We start from the raw sequence: 22,323 nt of genomic DNA on the forward strand, positions 1-22,323 counted from the left end.
AATGAGTAAATTCTGGAGCCCGTTCGTCAAGAACCTGGTGCCCTACGTGCCGGGCGAACAACCGAAGCTGACCCGGTTGGTCAAGCTCAACACCAACGAGAACCCCTACGGCCCATCGCCCAAGGCCCTGGCGGCGATGCAGGCCGAACTGAACGACAACCTGCGCCTGTATCCGGACCCCAACAGTGACCTGCTCAAAGGCGCCGTGGCCCGCTACTACGGCGTGCAGAGCAACCAGGTGTTCCTGGGTAACGGCTCGGATGAAGTGCTGGCACACATCTTTCACGGCCTGTTCCAGCACGACCAGCGACTGTTGTTCCCGGACATCAGCTACAGCTTCTATCCGGTGTATTGCGGGTTGTACGGCATCCAGTTCGAGGCAGTGTCGCTGGACGAACAATTCCGCATCGACCCGGCCGACTACGCCAAGCCGAACGGCGGGATCATTTTCCCCAACCCGAACGCGCCGACCGGCTGCCTGCTGGCGCTGGACGCGGTCGAGCGGATCCTCAAGGCCAGCCCGGATTCGGTGGTGGTGGTCGACGAGGCCTACATCGACTTCGGCGGCGAGACGGCCATCGGCCTGGTGGATCGTTATCCGAACCTGCTGGTGACCCAGACATTGTCCAAGTCCCGCTCGCTGGCGGGGCTGCGCGTGGGCCTGGCGGTGGGCCATCCGGACCTGATCGAAGCGCTGGAGCGGATCAAGAACAGCTTCAACTCCTACCCGCTGGATCGCCTGGCGAACGTCGGCGGCGCGGCGGCGTTCGATGATCGCGAGCATTTCGACCGGACCTGCCGGTTGGTCATCGAGCACCGTGAATGGGTCGTGGCCCAATTGCAAGCCAAGGGCTTTGAAGTGCTGCCCTCGGCGGCCAACTTCATCTTCGCCCGCCACCCCCGGCACGATGCGGCAGGGCTGGCGGCGAAACTGCGGGAGCAGGGGGTGATCGTGCGGCACTTCAAGCAGGAGCGGATTGCTCAATTCCTGCGGATCAGCATCGGCACACCGGAGCAGAACCAGGCCCTGATCGAAGCCCTCGGCGAACTCTGAAACCCTGCATTGGCGTAGTCTCAGACACTTCAAGGTTGGCTGAACTGACGCTATCGCGAGCAAGCTCGCTCCCACAGTTGATCGCATTCCCCTGTGGGAGCGAGCTTGCTCGCGATGGGTCTTGATCAGACCCTGAACTGATTGATCAACCGCCGCTGCTGCTCCGCCAGTTTGGTCAGCCCGGCGCTGGCCGCGCTGGATTCGTCGGCGCCGCTGGCCACTTCGTTCGCCACTTGCCCGATGTTGATCACGTTGCGGTTGATGTCGTCGGCCACAGCGCTTTGTTCCTCGGCGGCGCTGGCGATCTGGGTGTTCATGTCGTTGATCACCGACACGGCCTGGGTAATCGTTTCCAGGGCCTGGGCCGCTTTCGCCGCATGCTGCACGCTTTCATCGGTACGGTGCTGGCTGTCTTCCATCACTTGCACCACGTCCCGGGTGCCTTGTTGCAGCTGCTGAATCATCGCCTGGATTTCTTCGGTCGCCTGCTGCGTCTTCTGCGCCAGGTTGCGCACTTCATCGGCGACCACCGCAAAACCACGGCCCTGTTCACCGGCCCGGGCCGCTTCGATGGCCGCGTTGAGGGCCAGCAGGTTGGTCTGTTCGGCGATCCCGCGGATGGCGGTGAGGATCGCGTTGATGTTCTCGCTGTCCTTGGCCAGGGTCTGCACCACACCCACCGCCTTGCCGATTTCCACGGCCAGGGCGCCAATGGAGGTGGAGGTATCCCGGACGATCTGCATGCCCTGGCTGGCGGCCTGGTCCGCATGACTGGCGGCCTGGGCCGCCTGGGTCGCGTTGCGGGCCACGTCCTGGGCGGTGGCGGTCATTTCCTGCACCGCGGTGGCGACCTGATCGATCTCGGACATTTGCTTGTGCACGCCCTGGTTGGTGCGGATCGCAATATCGGCCGTGTGCTCCGATGAATCGCTGACGCTCTGCACCGAAGTCACCACTTGAGTGATCATGCCCTGCAACTTGCTCAGGAAGGTGTTGAAGCCCCTGGCGATCGCCCCCAGCTCATCGGCGCGGTCGCTCACCAGGCGACGGGTCAGGTCGCCTTCGCCCTGGGCGATGTCATCGAGCATCGCCACCATTTGCTTGAGCGGCCGGGCAATGCCATGGCCCACCAGCCAGATCACCAGCAGACCGATGCCGGCAATCACCAAGCCCACCATCGCCATGCCGAAGATATCGGCCTGGCGCTGATGGTCGAGGTCTTGCTGCAAGGCTTGCAGGTCGGCCATGACCGCATTCAGCGGCAGCTGCAGCATCAGCGTCCAGCGGGCGTTGGTCTCGCCGATGCCGAACGGCATGTACACCTCGATATGCCCGTGTTCTTCGTCGATGTCGTAGCGCACCTCGCCGACGCCCAGCTTGGCCAGGTTGTCCAATTCGCTGGCATCCAGCAGGTCGCTGGCCTTTTCCCCGAGCTTGCTCGGGTCCTTGGTGAAGGCCACCAGCCGGTTGTTGCTCGAGAGCAAGGCCATTTCCCCGGCGCCGTCGTACAGCTTGCCGTCCGCGGTCACGAGCATGTCCTGGATGAAGTTCACCGACAGGTCGGCGCCGACGATGCCCTGGAACTTGCCATCGATCATGATCGGTTCGATGAACGAGGCGAGCATGGTCATCGTGTTGCCGACGCGATAGGGCGCCGGGTCGATCACGCAGGCTTTCTTGCTGTCCTGGGAGCACAGGTAGTATTCACTGGCGCGGATGCCGGTGGAGAGCAGTTTCTGGTCGGTCACGTCGGCGAGTTTTTCCAGGCCCAGGGAGCCGTCCTGGTTGCGAAACCACCATGGCAGGAAACGCCCGCTGGTTTCCATGCCCACCACCGGGCTGTTCACGTAACTGTTGTCGTCGTGGTCGATGGCGTTCGGCTCCCAGGCGATGTAGGCGCCGAGGATCTTCGGGTTGCGCACCACGGTTTCCCGCAGCAGGCTGATCATTTGCTCGCGGGGCACCTTCAGTTGCGGGTTGCCGTCCGCGCCGTTGATGCCCATCAAGGCGTTCGTGGTGGCCAGGCCGCGGGCCAGCAGCAGCGGTGCTTCCAGTTCCCGCTGGATCAGGCTGGCCTGGGTGCGCGCCAGGGCACTGAGGCGTTGTTCGATGAGCTGCTCGAACTGCGCCTTGGTGCGCTGTTGCACCATCTCCTGGGTGCGGGCGCCGGCAAACAGCGCGTACAGCACAAGGGCGCCAACCACACTGAGCACGATGGCACCGGCCAGGGCGGCCACGGAAAACTGGATCGATTTGAATTTCATAAAGGCTCCGGGCGCGGAAATGACGTCTGGGATCTTTATCGGCGTTTCTGTGGGGCGGCATGAGGCGCTGTTCGTCGGGTGACTCTAATAGCTGCGTGGATGTCGCAAATGGACGCAGTGGGGGCTGTCCGGAAAACGCTAATCCCTCGTGGTATATCTGGCGCCGATACCAATCAAGGCCTAGGATACGCCCACGTTTCCAGGGAGCTTCTTTTACATGAACAAGACATTGATGGTGAGTGCTCTGAGCGCGGCGCTGCTGCTCACCGGCTGCCAGTCGGTCAACACCACCAGCGGCGGAGCCGTGGGTGTGGAACGCAAGCAGTACATGTTCAGCATGCTGTCGACCGAACAGGTCAACCAGATGTACGCCCAGTCCTATCAAAAGACGATGGGTGAGGCCAAAGCCCAGGGTGCGCTGGACAAGACCAGCAACGATGCCAAGCGCATCCAGGTCATTGCCGATCGCTTGATTGCCCAGGCACCGGTGTTTCGCCCGGATTCGGCCCAGTGGAACTGGGAAGTGAACCTGATCAAGAGCGATGAACTCAACGCCAATTGCGGCCCTGGCGGCAAGATCATGTTCTACACCGGCCTGATCGATCAGTTGAAGCTGACCGACGCTGAAATCGCCGCGATCATGGGCCACGAAATCGCCCACGCCCTGCGCGAGCACGGGCGCGAAGCGATGTCCAAGGCCTATGGCATCGAGATGGCCAAGCAGGGCGCCGGTGCCTTGTTCGGCCTTGGCCAGGACAGCCTGGCATTGGCCGACACCGTCGCCAACTACGGCATGACCTTGCCCAACAGCCGTGGCAACGAGAACGAAGCCGACCTGATCGGCCTCGAACTGGCCGCCCGCGCCGGCTACGACCCGAATGCGGCGATCACCTTGTGGAACAAGATGGCCAAGGCCTCCGAAGGCGCGCCGCCGGAATTCATGAGCACCCACCCGTCGTCGAGCAGTCGTATCGCTTCGTTGCAAGCGGCGATTCCGAAGGTGATGCCGCTGTATCAGCAAGCCAAGAAATAAGCATCGCCATGTGGTGAGGCTGCCGGCCTCATCGCGAGCAAGCTCGCTCCCACAATGATCTGCAGCCCTGTGGGAGCGAGCTTGCTCGCGATGAACGATGACGCGGTATCAAACCCACCCACTACTCTGCATCGCCTTGTACACCGCCACGATCGCCAGGACGAAGAACGCCAAGGCGGCCAGGCGGCGGATCAGGGTCAGGGGCAGCTTCTCGGCGGCGAAATTGCCCGCCAGGACCACCGGCACGTTGGCAATCAACATGCCCACGGTGGTGCCGATGATCACCAGCCACAACTCCGGGTATTGCGCGGCGAGCATCACCGTGGCGATCTGGGTCTTGTCGCCGATTTCCGCCAGGAAGAACGCAATCAGTGTGGTCAGGAACGGTCCGAACCGGCGGGCCGTGTTGGCTTCTTCATCGTCCAGTTTGTCCGGGACCAGCGTCCACAGTGCCGTGGCCGTGAAGCTGGCCGCCAATATCCAGTGCAGGACCGCGTTGGAGAAAAAACCGCTGACCCAGGCGCCGACCGCGCCGGCCGCCGCATGGTTGGCCAGGGTCGCGGCAACGATGCCGGCGATGATCGGCCAGGGTTTGCGAAAGCGAGCCGCGAGGATGAGTGCGAGCAATTGCGTCTTGTCGCCGATTTCGGCCAGCGCAACGATCGCCGTAGGTACGAGGAGTGAGTCCAGCATCAGGAATTTCCTAAAGGGGCGGGTCGACACGGCTATGACACGTACAGCCTTCCCGCCCCGGGTAAGGTGTGCGTGTCATAGGTCTTGTCAAACCCAGCGGCCATCTGCGTGGACGCTTGGGCCGCATACGCCATGGTCTGCTGACCAAGTATGTTGACGTATGCCGGGCGAGCAGGGTGCTCGCGGGAGACTACTCCCCTAGGACGGAGCGGATTCTGCCTAGGCAAATCCGATTGAGCAAGTACTGTTTCCTAAAAAGCTTCAACCGCGCTTGGCCCGATAGATGCGAAAGCCCTGGCCTTCGGCCTTGATCGCGCAGACGCCCAAATGCTCCTCGATCAGCGGCTGGTACTTGAGGAAACTATTGGCGACCAACCGAAGTTCGCCACCGTTTTTCAGATGTTTGGCTGCTTTTCGCAGCAGGTTTTCCGTGGCGTGGTAATCGGTGTGCACCCCGACGTGGAACGGCGGGTTGCTCAGGATCGCGCTCAGACCCATCGGTGCGGCGTCGATGCCATCGCCGGTCAATACTTCGGCTTCCAGGCCATTGGCGGCCAGGGTCAGGCGACTGCTGGCGGCAGCAAATGCGTCCACGTCCAACAGGGTGACGGTGTTGTGCGGATAGCGCCGCTTGACTGCGGCCCCCAGCACCCCGGCACCGCAGCCGAAGTCGAGCAAGTGTCCGCTGGGCAGTTTATCCAGGTGTTCCAACAGCAGCGCACTGCCGCGGTCCAAGCGACCGTGGCTGAATACCCCCGGCAGGCTGATGACCTTCAGCGGGCCTTCGGCCAGGGGCAGTTCGTAGGTCTGGGCCAGGCTTTCCAGGGGCTTGGCTTCGGGTGCGTTGGTGACAGTGACCTGCCACAGCTGGCAGTGCCGGGCGCTGTCGAGCTTGCGCGGCTTGCCGAACGGGTTGAGCTGCTTGGACGCCCCTTCGATGCCGCTGCGTTTTTCCCCCACCAGGTACACCTCGCGCCCGGCCAGGCGCGCCGCCACGGCATTGAGGAGGTAGTCGGTCAGGTCCTTGGCCTTGGGCAGGAACACCACGGCGGTGTCGAACGCACGCTCGGGCACGGTCACGCCAAAGTGGCTGCGCTCGGGAAAACGAGCGTCCAGCGCCGCCTGATCGCCGGCATGCCAGCACCAGCCATGGGCCTCAGGCAAACGGCCGAGCAAATCGTCGGCGGGCAGGCCGGCCAACAACACCGGACCCTGGAATAACTCGGCCTGACGAAGCAGTACTTCACTGCGCGGATCCATGGTCTGCTCCTTGATAAAGCGGGTAAAAAAAAGTGCGGCAGTTTATCAACTGACGACACGCCGCGCTGTACCGCTGAAAAAGCCCTGGGCGTTTTCGCTCATTTGGCCGACGATCCGTTGCCGCGCCTCGCGGCTGCCCCAGGCGTTGTGTGGGGTGACGATCAACCGTGGGATATCGCCGGCCAGCAGCGGGTTGCCTTGGGTCGGCGGTTCCACGCTGAGCACGTCGGTAGCGGCGCCTCCCAAGTGACCGCCACGCAGTGCCTCGGCCAGGGCCTGTTCGTCGATCAACCCGCCGCGGGCGGTGTTGACCACGAATGCGCCGGGCTTGAGCAGCGCCAGTTCCCGGGCGCCGATCAAGTTCCGGGTGTGCTCGTTGAGCGGGCAGTGCAGGGTCAGGGCATCGACTTGTGGCAGCAATTGCTCCAGCGGCAAGCGGTCGGAGCGGGCCGGGCGCCCAGGGATCTGCCCCAGCAGCACGCGCATGCCAAAGGCTTCGGCCAGCCGCCCGACGGCGCTGCCCAATTCGCCATGGCCGAGCAAGCCCAGGGTCTTGCCTTCCAGCTCGACAATCGGATAGTCCAGCAGGCAGAACTGCGAAGCCTGCTGCCAGCGACCTTCCCCCACCGCTTTTTGATAATCGACCAGGCGCGTCGCCAGGTTCAGCAACAGCATGAGGGTGTGCTGGGCCACCGACGGCGTGCCGTAGCCCTGGCAATTGCAGACCGTGATGCCGTGGTGGCGGGCGGCCGCCAGGTCGACATTGTTGGTACCCGTGGCACTGATCAGGATCAGCTTCAGTTCAGGGCTGGCCGCCATGGCCTGGGCATCGATCACGATTTTATTGGTGATTGCCACCGTGGCGCCCTTGAGCCGCTCGATGACCTGGTCCGGCGTGGTCCGGGCGAACAGTTGCAGTTCGCCGAAGCAACTGCGCAACGGGTTCAGGTCCAGGTCGCCGAGGTCCAGGGAAGGGTGGTCGAGGAAAACGGCGCGGGCGGTGTTCGTCATCAGCTGTACCTTTTATGTCAAGAACCGAAGGCGTAATGTGGCGAGCCTATCAGATGAATGTGGCCCTGGCACCGAACTCCCGTGGCGAGGGAGCTTGACAAGGCCCACCCCTCAGGAGCCCCTATGTACCTTACCGAATTCCTCACCGTCGCCCTGATCCACCTGCTGGCTGTCGCCAGCCCCGGGCCGGATTTTGCCGTGGTGGTGCGCGAAAGCGTGACCCATGGCCGGCGCGCCGGGACCTGGACGGCGCTGGGTGTCGGCACGGCGATTTTCCTGCACGTGGGCTATTCGTTGCTGGGCATCGGCCTGATCGTGTCGCAATCGATCGTGCTGTTCAACGCACTGAAGTGGGCCGCCGCCGCGTACCTGCTGTACATCGGCTTCAAGGCACTGCGGGCGCAACCGGCCAAGCCGGCCGAGGAAAACCTGCACAAGGAAGTCGGTGAGCGGACCGCCCGCGGCGCGTACATTTCGGGGTTTGTCACCAACGGCCTGAACCCCAAGGCGACATTGTTTTTCCTGTCGCTGTTCACCGTGGTAATCAACCCGCACACGCCGTTGGCAATCCAGGCCGGTTACGGCGTGTACCTGGCGATGGCGACGGCTGTCTGGTTCTGCCTGGTGGCGCTGTTGTTCAGCCAGCAACGGGTGCGCGCCGGTTTCGCGCGCATGGGCCACTGGTTCGACCGGACCATGGGCGCGGTGCTCGTCGCCATCGGGGTGAAGCTGGCGTTTACCGAGGCGCACTGACCGCTGCGCGCTTTGCCTTGATCGCTTCCACGCAGATGTGGGGCGATCAATGCCGTTGGCGGGCGTAATCCAGAAAAGCGTCGATGTTGTCACTGCACAGCAGCGGTGACACCGCCTTGACCTCTTCCATCGGCCACTCCCACCAGGCCGACGCCAGCAGGGCCTGACGCACCGGCTCCTCGAAGCGCCAGCGAATGAACCGGCACGGGTTGCCGCCCACCATGGCGTAAGGCTCGACATCGCGTGTCACCACCGCGCCGGCGGCGACCACGGCGCCATGGCCGATGGTCACGCCCGACAGGATCATCGCTTCAGCGCAGATCCAGCAGTCGCTGCCAATCACCACGTCGCCCTTGGTCGGGTTGCTGCCGGGAATGTCCCGGGCTTCATCGATCATCAGTGGGAACGGAAATGTGCTGACCCAGTCGGTGCGATGCCCGCCGCCCAACAGGATCTTCACCCCTTCGGCGATCGACGTGTAGGAACCGACCTTGAGGACCGTGTCGTCGCCGAACTCCATCACCTCGGGAATGCCATAGGTGCCCACTCCGACCTGGTATTTCGGATAACGCAGACGGATTTTTTCCGGTGCTCGTTCGAGTTTTTCCAGGCGCTTGAGGTGCTTTCGTACTTTGCGTTCCTTGAGTTTCTGCAAGAACTTCATGGTTAGGACCTTGTCATCGGCAATCGCAAAGCCAGTCGCTTGAGGCGCTTGAAACTGGTTTTGTTCCAGTGGCGCCAGGGGATACTGCGCAACAGTCGCCAGGCTTCTTTCCGGTCTTCGACCACGGCGTACTTCAGCGCTTTGTGCACCAGCACCGTGCGGGCCGACTGGTAGGCGGGGTGGTCCCGATAGGGCTCGATGGCCTGCAGGTCCGTCTTGAGCATCAAGCGGTATTTCCTCGACAGGTTATTGGGGTGGCGCCGATAGCGCGTGACGCAGATCGGTAGTTCGTGGATCTCATAACCCTGGCGGGCGATCCGCAGGGTGATCTGGAAATCCTGGACCCTGAGCTGCGGATCGTAAAAACCGGCGTCCCGCAGGGCGCTCATGCGATACAGGGCCGTGGGCGCGCCGATGACGGCGGCGTTGCGCAGCAGGTCATCGAAGGTGTGTACCTGGATGTGGTCGCGCCGTTGCTCCTTGATGGTCCGGCCATCGCTGTCGATGTAGATGACCAGCGCGCCGACACAACCCACCTGCGGGTGTTCGTCCAGGTATTGGGCGCGGACCCGGATCGAATGGGGCAGCATCACATCGTCAAGGTCCGGGGTGGCGACATACGTGCCCTTGGCATATTTCAGCCCGTGGTTGAGTGCCGCGCTCACACCCTGGTTCTCCTGGGAGTAGAGCTGGAAAGCGTAGGTTCGCTGCAACTGCCGGAGCATGGCCAGGCTGTCGTCGGTGGAGCCGTCGTCGACCACGATGACCTCAACGTTCCGGTAATCCTGGGCAAAGAGGCTGTGGAACGCCTCTTCCAAGTATTTCCCGGCGTTGTAGCAAGGGGCCACGATCGACACAAGCGGCGCACCTTGAGGCACGGAGGCCTGGGAAGAGGTCAGTTCGTTGTTCATTATTTTCTGTCAAAAAGTGGTGGCATGCTGAAGACCTGCCAGGGCATTTTCCCCATAGGCTTTTGTAGCAAGCGTGATACCTATGCTCGCTGTTGGATATCGATCTGACAAGTTTGGTTACGCGATGCTTGCGAAACCTGGGTGCGAGATGGCTCAAGGCTAGTATTTGCGCGCGGATCAAATCATTCCTTTGGCTGATTTGATCCGTGTATAAGCGCTCTAGAGTGCTTGCTTCCAGCCAAGACCGTGCAGTCAGAAAAGGGACTCTTATGTTGCAGACTCGCGTTATTCCTCCAGCCGAAGGCGCCTATCAATACCCGCTGCTGATCAAGCGGCTGCTGATGTCCGGCACGCGTTACGAGAAAACCCGCGAGATCGTCTACCGTGACCAGTTGCGCTACAGCTATCCGACGCTGATCGAACGGGTCGCGCGCCTGGCCAACGTGTTGACCGAGGCGGGGGTCAAGGCCGGCGATACCGTGGCGGTGATGGACTGGGACAGCCATCGCTACCTCGAATGCATGTTCGCGATCCCGATGATCGGTGCGGTGATCCACACCATCAACGTGCGCCTGTCACCGGAGCAGATCGTCTACACCATGAACCACGCCGAGGACCGCTTCGTGCTGGTCAACAGCGAGTTCGTCGGCTTGTACCAGGCGATAGCCGGGCACCTGACCACCGTGGACAAGACCCTGCTACTGACCGACCTGCCGGAAAAAACCGCCGACCTGCCGGACCTGGTGGGTGAATACGAGCAATTGCTGGCCGCCGCGGCGCCCACCTACGACTTCCAGGATTTCGACGAAAACTCCGTCGCCACCACGTTCTACACCACCGGAACCACCGGCAACCCCAAGGGCGTGTACTTCACCCATCGGCAACTGGTGCTGCACACCCTGGGCGTGGCCACCATCATGGGGTCCATCGACAGCGTGCGGCTGCTGGGCACCAACGACGTGTACATGCCGATCACGCCGATGTTCCACGTCCACGCCTGGGGCCTGCCCTACGTGGCGACCATGCTCGGGCTCAAGCAGGTCTATCCGGGGCGCTACGATCCCGAGTTCCTGGTCCAGCTATGGCGCAAGGAAAAGGTCACCTTTTCCCATTGCGTGCCAACCATCCTGCAAATGGTCCTCAATGCCAAGGGCGCCCAGGACACCGACTTCGGCGGCTGGAAAATCGTCATCGGCGGCAGCGCCCTGAATCGCAGCCTGTACGAAGCGGCCAAGGCGCGGGGCATCCAGCTCACCGCCGCCTACGGCATGTCGGAAACCGGCCCGCTGGTGTCCTGTGCCCACCTCAACGAAGAATTGATGGCTGGCAGCGAGGACGAGCGCACCACCTATCGGATCAAGGCCGGCGTGCCGGGGCCGCTGGTGGAGGCGGCGATTGTCGATGCCGAGGGGCGGTTCCTGCCGGCCGATGGCGAGACCCAAGGCGAACTGGTGCTGCGCGCGCCGTGGCTCACCGAGGGCTATTTCAACGAGCCGCACAAGGGCGCCGAACTCTGGGACGGCGGCTGGCTGCATACCGGTGACGTCGCCACGCTGGACAACATGGGCTTCATCGACATCCGCGACCGCATCAAGGACGTGATCAAGACCGGTGGCGAATGGATCTCCTCCCTGGACCTGGAAGACCTCATCAGCCGGCATGCGGGGGTACGCGAAGTAGCAGTGGTCGGCATTCCCGATCCGCAGTGGGGCGAGCGGCCGTTTGCCTTGCTGGTGGTCCGGGAAGGGCATGAGATCGGGGCTCGCGAACTCAAGGAGCACCTCAAGCCGTTCGTCGAGCTGGGGCATTTGAGCAAGTGGGCGATCCCGAGCCAGATCGCCCTTGTTACGGAAATTCCCAAGACCAGCGTCGGCAAGCTCGACAAGAAGCGTATCCGCGTCGACATCACCGAATGGCAGAGCAACAACAGCACCTTCCTGTCCACGCTTTAGGCCTTTTTGCCGTGCCCGAAAGGGCACGGCAGCCCCACCAAGCAAGCGCTTGCCTTGTCAAACCGCAAATTTCAGCCATCCTTGCCGTGCCGGCATCTGTCGGCCTGGCGAAAGGACTGTTCCAGAGTGGTCGCGGGCTGCAAATCACACTTTAGAGGGATCAAGCCGTACTACCTGCTGGCTATAGTCCGCTCACGGATTCTCAAGAACGGGGCGCACGCACGAAAGGGCGATGCGACTTCGACGGATGTCGGGACGCTGCCGCTCCCTGCCGCCGAGGTGTTTTTGAAATGTCCATTGCCATAACAATAATGCACATGGAGTAGCGTCGATGACCTCAGCAACCACGTTCTGGCGCCGGGCAAAACTGCCTCTGGCGGTCAGTCTCGCCTCTTCGCTCGCCGGGCCAGCATTCGGCGTCAGTTTCAACATCGGTGAAATCGAAGGCCAGTTCGACTCATCCCTGTCGGTCGGTGCTAGCTGGTCCACGGCCAAGGCCAACCGGGATCTGATCGGTGTCAACAATGGCGGCAAAGGCTTGTCGCAGACCTCCGATGACGGCCACTTGAACTTCAAGCGAGGGGAAACCTTCTCGAAGATCTTCAAGGGCATCCATGACCTGGAACTGAAGTACGGCGATACCGGCGTGTTCGTGCGCGGCAAGTACTGGTACGACTTCGAACTCAAGGACGAAAATCGCCTGTACAAGGACATCAGCGACAGCAACCGCAAGGAAGGCGCCAAGTCCTCCGGCGGGCAGATCCTCGATGCGTTCGTCTACCACAACTATTCCATTGCCGATCAGCCAGGCTCTGTGCGTTTGGGCAAGCAGGTGGTCAGCTGGGGTGAAAGCACGTTCATCCAGGGCGGCATCAACTCCATCAACCCGGTCGACGTCTCCGCGTTCCGTCGTCCTGGCGCCGAGATCAAGGAAGGCCTGATCCCGGTCAACATGTTCTACGTGTCCCAGAGCCTGACCGACAACCTCTCGGCCGAGGCGTTCTACCAGTTGGAGTGGGACCAGACCGTGGTGGATAACTGCGGTACGTTCTTCTCCCAGCCGGATGTGATTGCCGACGGCTGCACCGATAACCTGCGGGTGCTGAACAAGCGTTCGACCATTCCGTTGCCGGGCGCCATTCTTCCAATATTGGAAGGCCAGGGCGTCGACATCAACGAAGAAGGCGTGCTGGTACGTCGTGGCCCGGACCGCGATGCCCGTGACAGCGGCCAGTGGGGCGCATCGTTGAAGTACATGTTCGAACCGCTGGACACCGAGTTCGGTGCCTACTTCATGAACTACCACAGCCGTGCGCCGATTTTCAGTGCCCAGGGGGCTGCGCAGCAGTTCTACACCGCGGGGCCCATCGCGGCACTGCGTCCCCTGATCGTAGCGGGTAACTCCAACTACTTCGTCGAATACCCGGAAGATATCCGTCTCTACGGCCTGAGTTTCTCCACGACACTGCCTACCGGTACGGCGTGGAGCGGTGAGATCAGCTATCGGCCGAATGCACCGGTGCAACTGAGCACCACTGACATTCTCTTCGCCGGTGTGACGCCACTTCCCGGATTTGGCAATGCATCGGTGCTCCAGGGCACGCCGGGCCAGGACCTGCACGGCTATAGCCGTAAAGAGATCACTCAGTTCCAGACCACCTTCACGCACTTCCTCGATCAAGTCATGGGCGCCAGCCGCCTGACCCTGGTGGGTGAAATCGGGGTGACCCATGTCGGTGGCCTGGAAAGCAAATCCGACGCTCGCTATGGCCGTGATCCGGTTTTCGGGCCGGGTGAACTGCCCAACGGTTTCTGTAACTCGCTCAATACGTCCACTGCGACGGGGGGCGGCCAGACCATCAACGACGTCAACAGCAACTGCAACAACGACGGCTTCACCACCTCCACGTCCTGGGGCTACCGCGCTCGCGCCATCTGGGAATACCCGGACGTGTTCGCTGGCGTGAACCTCAAGCCCAACGTGGCCTGGTCCCATGACGTCAAGGGTTACTCGCCGGGCCCTGGCGGCAACTTCGAAGAAGGCCGCAAAGCCGTCAGCCTCGGGCTGGATGCCGAGTACCAGAACACCTACAACGCCAGCCTGGCCTACACCAACTTCTTTGGTGGCGACTTCAGCACCGTAGACGATCGCGACTTCCTGGCGCTCAGCGTCGGCGTGACCTTCTAAGCACCGTATTTCAGGACGACACATTATGAAAATAACGAAGAATCTGTTGCAGGTCGGTGTCTTGGGGCTGTCCCTGCTGGCTGCCAGTGTCATGGCGGCGGTGCCTGCCGCCGAGGCCGACAAACTGGGCAAGAGCCTGACGCCGATGGGCGCCGAGATGGCCGGCAACGCCGACGGTTCGATCTCGGCCTGGAAACCCATGGCCAAGAACGCCGGCTCCGTGGACAGCAAGGGTTTCCTCTCCGACCCATATGCCAGCGAGAAGCCGCTGTTCACCATCACCGCGCAGAACGTCGAGCAATACAAGGACAAGCTCGCCCCAGGCCAGTACGCGATGTTCAAGCGCTACCCGGAAACCTTCAAGATGCCGGTCTACCCGACCCATCGCGGCGCCACCGTGCCGGACGAGGTGTTCGCCTCCATCAAGAAGAATGCGGTCAACACCAAGCTGGTCTCCGGCGGCAACGGCCTGGAGAACTTCGAGACGGCCGTGCCGTTCCCGATTCCCCAGAGCGGCGTGGAAGTCATCTGGAACCACATCACCCGCTATCGCGGCGGCAGCGTGACGCGCCTGGTCACCCAGGCCACCCCGCAGCCCAACGGTTCGTACAGCCTGGTGTACTTCCGCGACCAGTTCGTGTTCCGCGACAAGATGAAGGATTTCGATCCGGCCAACCCTGGCAACATCCTGTTCTACTTCAAGCAACAAGTGACCGCGCCGGCGCGCCTGGCCGGTGGTGTGCTGCTGGTGCACGAGACCCTGGACCAAGTGAAGGAGCCGCGTTCGGCGTGGGTCTACAACGCTGGCCAGCGCCGTGTGCGCCGTGCCCCGCAAGTGTCTTATGACGGCCCGGGTACGGCGGCCGACGGCCTGCGTACCTCCGACAACCTGGACATGTACAACGGCGCACCGGACCGCTACGACTGGAAGCTGGAAGGCAAGAAGGAACTGTACATCGCCGCCAACAGCTACAAGATCGATTCGCCGCAACTCAAGTACGCCGACATCCTCAAGGCCGGCCACATCAACCAGGACCTGACCCGCTACGAGCTGCGTCGTGTCTGGCATGTGACTGCGACCCTGAAGGAAGGCCAGCGCCACATCTACGCCAAGCGTGACTTCTTCATCGATGAAGACACCTGGCAAGCCGCGGTGATCGACCACTACGACGGTCGTGGCCAACTGTGGCGCGTGGCCGAGGCCCATGCCGAGAACTACTACGACAAGCAAGTGCCGTGGTACGCCCTGGAAACCCTCTATGACCTGCAGTCCGGCCGCTACTTGGCGCTGGGCATGAAAAACGAAGAGAAATCGGCCTACGACTTCGGCTTCACCGCCACCACCGCCGACTTCACCCCGAACGCACTGCGTCAGGACGGCATCCGCTAAACCGCTCCACCCGAGGCCGCATCCTCGAAACAACGCCCCGACTGGTTCGGGGCGTTTTTTTTGTTCGATCAGTCAACACAAAACCCTGTGGCGAGGGAGCTTGCTCCCGCTGGGCTGCGCAGCAGCCCCAAACCAGCCTACTCATTGTGTCAGGTACAACGCGGTCGCTGCCTTGCGGGTTGCTTCGCAACCCAGCGGGAGCAAGCTCCCTCGCCACAAGAGCGTTGGCTGCCTGAGTTTTTTCAAGTCGGTCGGCTTGTAGTCTTTTTGTAGCCATTTGTAGCACTCCCTTCAATACCTCCTCGTTTACCGCTAGTCTGCGGACATCTGCAACGCCGCCACCCGCATTCCTACAAGAGCCGGCCATGACTGATTTGTCTTCACTTCCGGATTCTGCCCGCGCAGCCATCGCGGTACAGGACGGGCGTTTCTACCGCCCGCCCTTGCCCGACGGCCATGTCGCGCGGCCGCGGTTGTGCGAGCGTTTGGCCGCTGGGCTTGGGGGCAGGTTGCTGTTGGTCAGTGCCCCGGCGGGGTTCGGTAAAAGCTCCCTGGCGGTGGAGTTCTGCCAGAGCCTGCCGGCCCATTGGCAAAGCCTCTGGCTGGGGCTCAGTGCCCGGGACAACGATCCGGGGCGTTTCCTGGAGCGCTTGCTCGAAGGGCTCCAGGCGTTTTTCCCGCAACTGGGGGGCCGGGCACTGGGGCTGCTGAAAATGCGCCAGCGCCATCAACCCTTTGCCTTCGAAGAATGGCTCGATGGCTTGCTGGACGAATTGTCCGCCCACTTGTCGCTCCGTAACCCCTTGCTGCTGGTCCTCGACGATTACCACCTGGCCCAGGGCCCGGTGCTGGATCGCTCCCTGCAATTTTTCCTCAATCACCTGCCCGACGGTTTGCTGGTACTCGTCACCAGCCGTCAGCGCCCGGACTGGCACCTGGCGCGCCTGCGCCTGTCGCGGCAATTGCTCGAACTCAACGAGCAAGACCTGCGCCTGACCCATGACGAAGCCTTGACCCTGCTCCAGCATCACAGCAGCTCGTTGCGCGGCGAGGCGCTGGAAAACCTCATCCAGCGTAGTGAAGGCTGGGTGGCCGGGCTGCGGTTCTGGTTGCTGGCCGCCTCCGAAGCCGGCAGCGAAGGCCTGCTGCCCCAGGCTCTGCACGGTGGGGAAGGGCTGATCCGCGATTACCTGCTCGAAGAAGTCATCGATTGCCTGCCCGCCGAGGTGCAGGCGTTCCTCTACGACACGGCCCCCCAGGAACGCTTTTGCAGCGCGCTGTGCGATGCCGTGCGCGAAGCCCATGACAGCGGCGAAATCCTGCGTTACCTGGCGGCCCACCAGGTCTTCCTGGTGCCGCTGGACGAGCACGGCCATTGGTATCGTTATCACCACCTGTTTTCCGACCTGCTGCGCAGTCGCCCCAGCGCGCCGGCCATGGTCCCGGCCGCGACCCTGCACCTGCGGGCCTGTCGCTGGTTCAACGCCCAGGGCCTGATCGACGAAGCCGTGGAACAGGCCCTGCGGGCCGGGCACCTGGACGTGGCGGCGAACCTGGTGCAGAACCTTTCGGAGGAGCAACTGCTGGCCGAGCAGAACGTCGGCATGTTGCTGCGCTGGAAAATGGATTTGCCCGACAGCCTGCTCATCAGCACGCCGCGACTGATCGTGCTCTATAGCTGGGCATTGGGCCTGGCCTGTCAATTGGACGCCGCCGAAGAGCTGGCCGCGCACTTGAGTCGCTTCCTGCCGGCCCCTTCCGCCACCGCGCAAAAATCCATGCTTGCCCAATGGCTGGCCCTGAGCGGTATCGTCGCCCGTGGCCGCGGCGATCGCGAGGCCACCGTGCGTTATTGCGGCGAAGCCCTGGAGAGCCTGCCGCAAAAACGCTACGGCCAGCGGCTGATGTGCCTGTCCACCTTGTCGAACCTGGCGATTGCCGACGGCGACCTGTGGCGTGCCCGGAACCTGAACCGCGATTCCCTGGAGCTGGCGCAGCGGGTCGGCAACCCATTGTTCGAGGCCCTGGCCCATTACGACCGTGCCCGGGTCTTGCAGGCACGGGGCGAAATCCTGCGGGCGCTGGACGAAGTGCAGCAGGGGTTGCAGCGTTTGCATGCATTATCGCCCCAGCGGCTTTACGCGGTGCGGGCGCGGTTGATCATGTACGAGGGTTTCCTGCTGACCTTGCGCATGCAACCCCAGGTCGGCCTGGCGCGGTTGCAGGCAGGCCTCACCGAAGCCCGCGCCTGCCGCGACATCAGCGTGCTGATCGGTCATTGCGTGATCGCGCGCATCGAAGGTCATGGCGGCGAGTTCGCCCGGGCCTTTGCCGAACTGGCTGAAGCCGAGCGCCTGATGCACATCTGGGACGTTCCGCCGATCTACTACCTGGCAATGATTACCCTGGTCAAATGCGAGCTCTGGCTGGCCCAGGGTCGCACCGACCTGGCCGAAGCCTGGCTGGCCCGCTTGGGCCAGACCTACACGGGCGAACGGGCCGCCGCGCCGCCGGAATTCCACCCGCAACTGCCGCTGCATGTCGAATTGCAGCAGGCGGTGCTGGAATCCATCCGGGGTCAACCGATGCTTGCCGAAGGGCGACTCGATGCCCTGCTTGAACACGGCCAGCAAACCGGCCGGCAAATGCTCAGCGTGATGGCGCTCAACCAGAAGATCGCCTTGCTGTTGAGCGCCGGCCGTGAGCCCGAAGCCCGCCGTACCCTGGCCCAAGCTTTCGAAGCCGCCAGCGGCGGCGTGTTGCAGCCCTTCGAGTGGTTGTTTGGCAAGCACTGTGAATGGTTTCGCGAACAACTGCTGCACGCACCGCCCAGCACGTTGCGCGAACATCTGCTCGAACGCCTGCCCTCGGCGGTGGCCCAGCCTGTCGACCCGACGGCACCTGTCGAAACCCTCAGCAGTCGCGAGCGGGCGGTGTTGCAGCTGATTGCCCAGGGCTGTTCGAACCAGGAGATCAGCGAGCAATTGTTCATCTCGCTGCACACCGTCAAGACCCATGCCAGCCACATCAACAGCAAACTCGGCGTCGAGCGCCGCACCCAGGCGGTGGCGCGGGCGAAGGCGTTGGGGTTGTTGGGCTGAGCGAGGTTTTGGCAACGGCGAGAAAAACCTGTGGCGAGGGAGTAAGCTTTCTCGCCACAAAGGCTTTGACAAGGAATCCCTCGATGTTGCCTCTGTACAAAACCATCCCATCCCCCGTCGGCCAGTTGATCCTCGTCGCCCGGGAGACAAGACTGGCGGCCATCCTGTGGGAAAACGAGCGGCTCAACCGGGTGCGCCTGGGGCCTTTGGAAGAAGACACTCGGCATCCGGTCCTCAAGGAAACCGAACGTCAGTTGCTGGAATACTTCGCCGGCCAGCGCCGCCGTTTCGAACTTGAGCTGGACTTTGCCGGCACTGATTTCCAGGTCCGAGTGTGGCACGCACTGCTGACCATCCCCTTCGGTGAAACCCGCAGCTACCGCGATATCGCCGTCCAGATCGGCCAGCCGACAGCGGTCCGGGCGGTCGGTGCCGCCAACGGTCGCAACCCCATCTCGATCATCGCCCCGTGCCACCGCGTCATCGGCAGCTCCGGCAGCCTCACCGGCTTCGCTGGCGGCCTGGCGGCCAAACAATTGCTGCTCAGCCTCGAAGGCCAGCAGACCCTGCAGTTGGCGTTCTGACTGCTACTTCCCTGTGGGACCGTGGATTTTGCATCCATCCCCAATCCCCTGTGGGAGCGGGCTTGCTCGCGAAAGCGCCGTGTCAGCTTGCCCAGGTGCTGGCTGTGCCGCCGTCATCGCGAGCAAGCTCGCTCCCACAGTTGTTTTGGTGTGACTGTAGATTTTGCATCCGTCCCAGTCCCCTGTGGGAGCGAGCTTGCTCGCGATAGCGGAGTGTCAGGCAACTTATTTGGCGATTGATACACCGCTTTCGCGAGCAAGCCCGCTCCCACAATGTTTTCAGGCTGGTGGGGATTTGGGGGGCCGCATGCGAGTCGGTGGTTGGCCGTTGGCGTTGTGCTGGTAGATCTTCGTGGGCTGGCCCTGTTCATTGAAGAACACCTGGCCAATGCCGGCGCTGTTCCACAGCCGTTCGCCCGCCTCGGCGTGTTCCGGGGTGTGGGGGACGATGCGCATGCTGCGGCGCTTGGTGAACCAGTTCAGGGGCGAGCGGGGGGAGTAGAGCCAGCGGTTCAGGCGGTCGAACCATTCCAGCAGCACGGGCGGGAATTCATTCTTGATGCCGCTGCTGGTGATCTGCCAGATACGCGGGCCGCCCTTGCGGTGTGGGATCAGCACCTCGTAGACGAAGGAATAATGCACGTCCCCTGACAGCACCACGTAATTACCCGGTGTACGCGAGTGTCGGAAAATGTTCAGGATCACCTGGGCCGCGCCGCGATGGGCCATCCAGTTTTCCGCGTCCACCAGCAACGGGTAACCACACCAACTGAACACCCGCTGCACGGTCTCGATCAGCTTCACGCCGAAGATCGGTGCCGGTGAGACGATGATGGCCGAGGGGTGATCCAACAACGCTTGCTGCAACTCGCTCAGGGCTTCCCAATCCAGCAGGCCGGAAGGTTGCTTGAGGTTGTTCTCACTGCGCCAACGACGGGTGCGGGTATCGAGCACCACCAGGGCCGGGGTGCTCGGCAGTACGTAATGCCACTGCTGGAAACCCAGCAGGGTGTCGATCAATTGGTCCTGGGGTTCGCTGTCGAGGTAGCGGTCTCGGGCGGTGTCGCTCAAGGCCAGGGTTTTCGGGAGCACGTCCGCAAAGGCATCCGGGTTGTTACCCCAGCCTTGGCAAAGCATGTAGGCGATCAAGGCGTTGCCGATGATGCGCTTGGAGAACGGATGGCCGTAGGCCGTTTCCTCCCACTGAGCGGACAGATTCCAGTCATCGGTAATGTCGTGGTCATCGAAAATCATCAGGCATGACAAATGCGCAAATACCCGCGCCACACCGCCCAGCCCGGTCTTGAACGCGTCGATGCGTCGCTGTTCCAGGTCGTAGCGCTGGCGCCGCTCGGCGGTCAGTTCGGGGGGCTGCACGGAGATCAGTGTCCAGGGCACCGGCGACCACACCAGCAGGTACATCGCCATGACCTCGGCGAAGGTCACCAGGTGATTGTCGGCGCTGCTGCTGGTGAAGATCGGCTTGCGCGCCCCGCCGAAAAAGCGCTCGCGCAGGGTTTCGTTGCTCTCCAGTGCCGGTAGCAAATCGGCGCGATGGTAATAACTGGCCGGGTGTTGGTAGAGCTTGGCGCTGTCTTCCACGACGGCGCCGTCCAGGCATTCCTCGAACAGTCCCAAGCGTTCGATCAGCCCGTGAATCGCCCGCAACATGGGCCCGGCGACGTCGTCGGCATAGACCTGGTCGCCACTCATCATCAACAGTGCCGGGCGTTGCGCCGGGTCTTGCGCGAGCAGACGGTCGACACAGAGCAGGCCGTCGTTGGCCGGGTAGTGGGGTTTGCGGCAGGAACCGTGGACCAATTGCTCGATACGCGAATGCAGCATGAAGTTCGGGTACTGCGCGCCGTCATACAACAGATGCGGCGCCCACTCGGCGATGGGCGCACCGTCCACCAGCAGGTCGTAGCCAATCACCACGTCCTGGGGCAGAGGGGCGTCGAGCGTCACATCGATCAAGTGCACAAACGCCCGTTGCCCGACCGGCACCACGGTGCAACGTGATGCATCGAGTGCCAGGTCGCCGACACCGTCAATGCGTAGCGTCAACGCCAACGCTCGCGTGCCCACCAACCACATCACCAGGCGCGCAGGCTCCAGGCGCCGCAACAGCGGACCGACCAGGACAGGGGGCAGGGCAAGGGTGATATCGGGGGTGGACGACAGCATCAGCGGAAAAAGCTCTATTCAGGGAGAGGCGGGGATCATAACGCAATGTGCTGTGCAGCTGGGGATAGGGGGGCGGGCACTGTTGTGGCGAGGGAGTAAGCTCCCTCGCCACAGGAAAGTGTCACGCCTGGCGATGTCACTGGGCGCTGTTGGAAGCCTCGGCCGCCTTGATCAGGTCCGGACCGATCTCTTTCTCGAACTTCGCCCATACCGGTTTCATTCGTTCGCGCCAGACACTGCGCTCTTGCGGTGTGAGGGTGATGATCTCGGTGGTCTTGGCGTCCAGGACGTGCTGCTTGTCCTGTTGGTTGAATCGTTCCGCTTCCTGGTTGGTATGGGCAGTGGATTCGACCACGATCTTCTCCAGCTCGCTGCGGATATCCGGCGGCAGGCCGTTCCAGAAGTCCGACGTGGTGATCAACATGTAGTCGAGTATGCCGTGGTTGGATTCGGTGACGTATGGCTGCACCTCATTGAGCTTCTGGTTGTAGAAGTTCGAATAGGTGTTTTCCGTGCCGTTGACCAGGCCGGTACGCAGCCCCTGGTACACCACCGAGAAAATCATCGGTTTGGCTTTGGCATCCACCGCCTTGAACTGCTCCTCCAGCACCGCGGAGGTCTGTATCCGGAACGTCAGGCCACGGGCATCCTCAGGGGTACGCAATGGCTTGTTGGCCGACAGCTGCTTCATGCCGTTGTGCCAATAGGCCAGGCCGGTGACGTTCTTGCTTTCCATGGACTTGAGCAGTTTCTGGCCCTCGGGGCTTTGCTGGAAACGGTCTACTGCGGCGATGTCGTCGAATAGAAAGGGTAAGTCGAACAGCTGCACGGTCTTGGTGTACTGATCGAACTTGGCCAGTGACCGCGCAATGATCTGCACCTCTCCCAGAAGCAGGGCTTCCATCTCCTTGTCATCGCCGTACAGCGTGGAGTTGGGGTAGACCTCGACCTTCACCTTGTCCGGCAGTCGCTCTTCCGCCAGCTTCTTGAACATCAACGCGCCCTGGCCCTTGGGCGTTTGGTCGCCTACCACATGGGAGAACTTGATGACGATCGGCTCAGCCGCCATGACCGTGCCCCACACGCCGAAAGCCAGAGTGCAGGCGAACGCTTTCCATACAGGTTTGAGCATTGCGAAATTCCCTTTGCCTTTACATTCATCGTACGGGCCTCTTCGGAGCCCGGCGTACTGCAGACAACGTCAAGTCTAGGAGAAAAATCATCCACCGCCGGGTGACGTGTTCCGGCGGGCAAACCATCGGGCTTTTGCTGGGTGGG

Annotated in this window: 16 protein-coding genes, 1 pseudogene and 1 riboswitch; of the genes and pseudogenes, 8 read left to right on the forward strand and 9 right to left on the reverse strand. The window is 62.3% G+C overall.

Annotated elements, in window-relative coordinates:
* The first annotated feature begins 1 nt into the window (after position 1).
* Positions 2 to 1,054 (forward strand): histidinol-phosphate transaminase, encoded by a 1,053-nt coding sequence (hisC, locus tag BLO80_RS26830; protein WP_092333287.1) that lies wholly within the window; start codon positions 2 to 4, stop codon positions 1,052 to 1,054.
* A gap of 125 nt (positions 1,055 to 1,179) precedes the next feature.
* Here hisC and BLO80_RS30750 read toward each other — a convergent pair whose 3' ends face one another.
* Both BLO80_RS30750 and BLO80_RS30755 read right to left on the reverse strand, forming a co-directional pair.
* On the reverse strand, positions 1,180 to 2,022 hold the full coding sequence (locus tag BLO80_RS30750; RefSeq protein ID WP_371128551.1) for a methyl-accepting chemotaxis protein: 843 nt from the start codon (positions 2,020 to 2,022) through the stop codon (positions 1,180 to 1,182).
* A 15-nt stretch (positions 2,023 to 2,037) separates the two neighbouring features.
* A pseudogene (locus tag BLO80_RS30755) lies at positions 2,038 to 3,318 on the reverse strand (HAMP domain-containing protein); the annotation flags it as partial.
* Positions 3,319 to 3,535: 217 nt separating this feature from the next.
* On the opposite strand from BLO80_RS30755, the gene BLO80_RS26840 reads away from it, so the two are divergent.
* A complete protein-coding gene (locus tag BLO80_RS26840; RefSeq protein WP_092333283.1) occupies positions 3,536 to 4,351 on the forward strand; it encodes a M48 family metalloprotease in 816 nt (271 codons plus the stop codon).
* A gap of 108 nt (positions 4,352 to 4,459) precedes the next feature.
* Here BLO80_RS26840 and BLO80_RS26845 read toward each other — a convergent pair whose 3' ends face one another.
* From BLO80_RS26845 to BLO80_RS26855, 3 genes are all read right to left on the reverse strand, one after another.
* Positions 4,460 to 5,044 (reverse strand): TMEM165/GDT1 family protein, encoded by a 585-nt coding sequence (locus BLO80_RS26845; protein WP_092205553.1) that lies wholly within the window; start codon positions 5,042 to 5,044, stop codon positions 4,460 to 4,462.
* A gap of 90 nt (positions 5,045 to 5,134) precedes the next feature.
* Positions 5,135 to 5,255: riboswitch (yybP-ykoY riboswitch) on the reverse strand.
* 50 nt (positions 5,256 to 5,305) lie between these two features.
* On the reverse strand, positions 5,306 to 6,304 hold the full coding sequence (locus BLO80_RS26850; protein WP_092333281.1) for a class I SAM-dependent methyltransferase: 999 nt from the start codon (positions 6,302 to 6,304) through the stop codon (positions 5,306 to 5,308).
* Between the two features lie 45 nt (positions 6,305 to 6,349).
* The gene (locus tag BLO80_RS26855) at positions 6,350 to 7,315 is read right to left on the reverse strand and encodes a 2-hydroxyacid dehydrogenase (RefSeq protein WP_092333279.1); all 966 of its coding nucleotides are present in this window, start codon (positions 7,313 to 7,315) and stop codon (positions 6,350 to 6,352) included.
* Between the two features lie 123 nt (positions 7,316 to 7,438).
* On the opposite strand from BLO80_RS26855, the gene BLO80_RS26860 reads away from it, so the two are divergent.
* The gene (locus BLO80_RS26860; protein WP_092333277.1) at positions 7,439 to 8,068 is read left to right on the forward strand and encodes a LysE family translocator; all 630 of its coding nucleotides are present in this window, start codon (positions 7,439 to 7,441) and stop codon (positions 8,066 to 8,068) included.
* A gap of 46 nt (positions 8,069 to 8,114) precedes the next feature.
* Here BLO80_RS26860 and BLO80_RS26865 read toward each other — a convergent pair whose 3' ends face one another.
* Both BLO80_RS26865 and BLO80_RS26870 read right to left on the reverse strand, forming a co-directional pair.
* Positions 8,115 to 8,732, reverse strand: a complete 618-nt coding sequence (locus BLO80_RS26865; protein ID WP_092333275.1) for a CatB-related O-acetyltransferase — start codon at positions 8,730 to 8,732, stop codon at positions 8,115 to 8,117.
* 2 nt (positions 8,733 to 8,734) lie between these two features.
* Complete coding sequence (locus BLO80_RS26870) at positions 8,735 to 9,643, reverse strand: glycosyltransferase family 2 protein (protein ID WP_092333273.1); 909 nt, start codon at positions 9,641 to 9,643, stop codon at positions 8,735 to 8,737.
* Positions 9,644 to 9,912: 269 nt separating this feature from the next.
* Between BLO80_RS26870 and BLO80_RS26875 the strand changes: the two genes are divergently transcribed.
* From BLO80_RS26875 to BLO80_RS26895, 5 genes are all read left to right on the forward strand, one after another.
* Positions 9,913 to 11,595, forward strand: coding sequence for a fatty acid--CoA ligase (locus BLO80_RS26875; RefSeq protein WP_092333271.1), 1,683 nt, complete (start codon positions 9,913 to 9,915; stop codon positions 11,593 to 11,595).
* 331 nt (positions 11,596 to 11,926) lie between these two features.
* Positions 11,927 to 13,783, forward strand: coding sequence for a DUF1302 domain-containing protein (locus BLO80_RS26880; protein ID WP_092333269.1), 1,857 nt, complete (start codon positions 11,927 to 11,929; stop codon positions 13,781 to 13,783).
* Between the two features lie 25 nt (positions 13,784 to 13,808).
* A complete protein-coding gene (locus BLO80_RS26885) occupies positions 13,809 to 15,173 on the forward strand; it encodes a DUF1329 domain-containing protein (RefSeq protein WP_092333267.1) in 1,365 nt (454 codons plus the stop codon).
* 365 nt (positions 15,174 to 15,538) lie between these two features.
* Positions 15,539 to 18,274: a winged helix-turn-helix domain-containing protein gene (locus BLO80_RS26890; RefSeq protein ID WP_092333265.1), complete on the forward strand. Its 2,736-nt coding sequence runs from the start codon at positions 15,539 to 15,541 to the stop codon at positions 18,272 to 18,274.
* 83 nt (positions 18,275 to 18,357) lie between these two features.
* Positions 18,358 to 18,858, forward strand: a complete 501-nt coding sequence (locus tag BLO80_RS26895; RefSeq protein ID WP_092333263.1) for a methylated-DNA--[protein]-cysteine S-methyltransferase — start codon at positions 18,358 to 18,360, stop codon at positions 18,856 to 18,858.
* A 279-nt stretch (positions 18,859 to 19,137) separates the two neighbouring features.
* Here BLO80_RS26895 and BLO80_RS26900 read toward each other — a convergent pair whose 3' ends face one another.
* Positions 19,138 to 21,045 carry an alkaline phosphatase D family protein gene (locus tag BLO80_RS26900; protein WP_092333261.1) on the reverse strand — a complete coding sequence of 636 codons (1,908 nt, stop codon included), beginning with the start codon at positions 21,043 to 21,045 and terminating at the stop codon, positions 19,138 to 19,140.
* 136 nt (positions 21,046 to 21,181) lie between these two features.
* On the reverse strand, positions 21,182 to 22,177 hold the full coding sequence (locus BLO80_RS26905; RefSeq protein WP_092333259.1) for a TRAP transporter substrate-binding protein: 996 nt from the start codon (positions 22,175 to 22,177) through the stop codon (positions 21,182 to 21,184).
* Positions 22,178 to 22,323 lie beyond the last annotated feature (146 nt).

Source organism: Pseudomonas sp. NFACC56-3, assembly GCF_900100025.1.
Taxonomy (GTDB): Bacteria; Pseudomonadota; Gammaproteobacteria; order Pseudomonadales; family Pseudomonadaceae; genus Aquipseudomonas; species Aquipseudomonas fluorescens_AA.

Excerpts from the sequence above, each read along its gene's own strand:
- BLO80_RS26900 (WP_092333261.1), bottom strand. The coding sequence starts at position 21,045 with ATGCTGTCGTCCACCCCCGATATCACCCTTGCCCTGCCCCCTGTCCTG.
- BLO80_RS26865 (WP_092333275.1), bottom strand. The coding sequence starts at position 8,732 with ATGAAGTTCTTGCAGAAACTCAAGGAACGCAAAGTACGAAAGCACCTC.
- BLO80_RS26855 (WP_092333279.1), bottom strand. The coding sequence starts at position 7,315 with ATGACGAACACCGCCCGCGCCGTTTTCCTCGACCACCCTTCCCTGGAC.
- BLO80_RS26905 (WP_092333259.1), bottom strand. The coding sequence starts at position 22,177 with ATGCTCAAACCTGTATGGAAAGCGTTCGCCTGCACTCTGGCTTTCGGC.
- BLO80_RS26840 (WP_092333283.1), top strand. The coding sequence starts at position 3,536 with ATGAACAAGACATTGATGGTGAGTGCTCTGAGCGCGGCGCTGCTGCTC.
- BLO80_RS26870 (WP_092333273.1), bottom strand. The coding sequence starts at position 9,643 with ATGAACAACGAACTGACCTCTTCCCAGGCCTCCGTGCCTCAAGGTGCG.
- BLO80_RS26850 (WP_092333281.1), bottom strand. The coding sequence starts at position 6,304 with ATGGATCCGCGCAGTGAAGTACTGCTTCGTCAGGCCGAGTTATTCCAG.
- BLO80_RS26860 (WP_092333277.1), top strand. The coding sequence starts at position 7,439 with ATGTACCTTACCGAATTCCTCACCGTCGCCCTGATCCACCTGCTGGCT.
- BLO80_RS26880 (WP_092333269.1), top strand. The coding sequence starts at position 11,927 with ATGACCTCAGCAACCACGTTCTGGCGCCGGGCAAAACTGCCTCTGGCG.
- BLO80_RS26890 (WP_092333265.1), top strand. The coding sequence starts at position 15,539 with ATGACTGATTTGTCTTCACTTCCGGATTCTGCCCGCGCAGCCATCGCG.
- BLO80_RS30750 (WP_371128551.1), bottom strand. The coding sequence starts at position 2,022 with ATGATCACTCAAGTGGTGACTTCGGTGCAGAGCGTCAGCGATTCATCG.
- BLO80_RS26895 (WP_092333263.1), top strand. The coding sequence starts at position 18,358 with ATGTTGCCTCTGTACAAAACCATCCCATCCCCCGTCGGCCAGTTGATC.
- hisC (WP_092333287.1), top strand. The coding sequence starts at position 2 with ATGAGTAAATTCTGGAGCCCGTTCGTCAAGAACCTGGTGCCCTACGTG.
- BLO80_RS26875 (WP_092333271.1), top strand. The coding sequence starts at position 9,913 with ATGTTGCAGACTCGCGTTATTCCTCCAGCCGAAGGCGCCTATCAATAC.
- BLO80_RS26885 (WP_092333267.1), top strand. The coding sequence starts at position 13,809 with ATGAAAATAACGAAGAATCTGTTGCAGGTCGGTGTCTTGGGGCTGTCC.
- BLO80_RS26845 (WP_092205553.1), bottom strand. The coding sequence starts at position 5,044 with ATGCTGGACTCACTCCTCGTACCTACGGCGATCGTTGCGCTGGCCGAA.